Genomic DNA, 2167 nt, shown 5'->3' on the forward strand with positions numbered 1-2167 from the left:
CGCTCGTCTGCACCGCGTTCAACGCGGACTTCGACGGTGACCAGATGGCCGTGCACCTGCCGCTGTCGGCCGAGGCGCAGGCCGAGGCCCGCGTGCTGATGCTGTCGACGAACAACATCCTCAAGCCGGCCGACGGCCGCCCGGTGACCATGCCGACGCAGGACATGATCCTGGGCCTGTACCACCTGACGGCGCTCAAGCCCGAGGCCCTCGGCAGCGACCGCGTGTTCGCGTCCGAGGCCGAGGCGATCATGGCCCGCGACACCGGCACCCTGCACCTGCAGGCGCCGGTGACCATCCGGGTCGAGGGTGTGCACTCGGTCGACAACGGCCGCGGTGGCGAGGTCTGGGAGGCCCCCGAGGGCTGGGAGCCGGGCCAGGCCGCGCTGCTGAAGACGACGCTGGGCCGCTGCCTGTTCAACGAGGCGCTGCCGGTCGACTACCGCTTCGTCAACTACGAGGTGACCAAGAAGGAGCTCGGGCAGATCGTCAACGACCTGGCCGAGCGCTACCCGAAGGTCGCCGTCGCGCACGCGCTGGACGCCCTGAAGTCGGCCGGGTTCCACTGGGCGACCCGCTCGGGCATTACCATCGCGATCGACGACGTCGTCACGCCGCCGAGCAAGGCCGAGATCCTCGACCGCTACGAGCAGGACGCGGAGAAGATCGAGAAGCAGTACCTGCGCGGTGTGATCACCGAGGAGGAGCGGCGTCAGGAGCTGGTCGAGGTCTGGACGAAGGCGACCAGCGAGGTCGCCGACGCCATGGAGGCGAACTTCCCCAAGACCAACACCGTCCGGATCATGGTGAGCTCGGGTGCCCGAGGCAACATGATGCAGATGCGGCAGATCGCCGGCATGCGTGGCCTCGTGGCCAACCCGAAGGGCGAGATCATCCCGCGGCCGATCAAGTCGAACTTCCGCGAGGGTCTGTCCGTGCTGGAGTACTTCATCGCCACGCACGGTGCCCGCAAGGGTCTGGCGGACACCGCGCTGCGGACCGCCGACTCGGGCTACCTGACCCGTCGTCTGGTCGACGTCTCGCAGGACGTGATCATCCGCGAGGAGGACTGCGGCACCGAGCGCGGCCTGATGATGCCGATCGCGACCCGCATCGGCGACCAGCTGGTCAAGGACGTCTACGTCGAGACCTCGGTGTACGCCCGCGTGCTCGCCGAGGACGTCGAGGCCGACGGCCAGGTCGTCGCGACCGCCGGCACCGACCTGGGTGACGTCATGATCGACGAGCTCATCGCGCACGGTGTCGCGGAGGTGAAGGTCCGCTCGGTGCTGACCTGCAACGCCCGCATCGGCTCGTGCGCGAAGTGCTACGGCCGCTCGCTGGCCACCGGCAAGCTCGTCGACGTCGGCGAGGCGGTGGGCATCATCGCCGCGCAGTCGATCGGTGAGCCCGGCACCCAGCTGACGATGCGCACCTTCCACACCGGTGGTGCGGTCGGCGAGGGTGGCGACATCACCCACGGTCTGCCGCGTGTCGGCGAGCTGTTCGAGGCGCGTGTGCCCAAGGGTGTCGCCCCGATCGCCGAGGCCTCCGGCCGAGTGCGGATCGAGGAGGCCGATGGCAGCGTCGCCAAGGGTGGCGGCCGCCGCGTCGTCATCACCCCGGACGACGGCACGGAGGAGAAGGAGTACCCGATCACCCGGCGCTCGCGTCCGCTGGTGAACGAGGGCGACCGCGTCGAGGCGGGCACCCAGCTGGTCTCCGGCGCGGTCAACCCGCACGACGTGCTGCGGATCATGGGCCCGCGCGAGGTGCAGCTGCACCTCGTTCGCGAAGTCCAGGAGGTCTACCGCAGCCAGGGTGTGGCGATCCACGACAAGCACATCGAGGTGATCATCCGGCAGATGCTCAAGCGCATCACGGTGATCGAGTCGGGTGCCACCGAGTTCCTGCCGGGGTCCCTGGTCGAGCGCTCGGTGTTCGAGGCGGAGAACCGCCGCGTCGTGGCCGAGGGCCTCGAGCCGGCCTCGGGCCGTCCGGTGCTCATGGGCATCACGAAGGCGTCGCTGGCCACCGAGTCGTGGCTGTCGGCGGCCTCCTTCCAGGAGACGACGCGCGTCCTCACCGACGCCGCCATCTCGGCCAAGAGCGACTCGCTCGTCGGCCTGAAGGAGAACGTGATCATCGGCAAGCTGATCCCGGCCGG

At 69.4% G+C, this 2167-nt stretch carries 1 pseudogene; it reads left to right on the plus strand.

Features of this window, described 5'->3' with window-relative positions:
- Positions 1 to 2167, plus strand: a pseudogene (locus ACTHMS_RS14835) (DNA-directed RNA polymerase subunit beta'); the annotation flags it as partial.

Source organism: Jatrophihabitans sp. (assembly GCF_051960575.1).
Taxonomy (GTDB): domain Bacteria; phylum Actinomycetota; class Actinomycetes; order Mycobacteriales; family Jatrophihabitantaceae; genus JBQCEE01.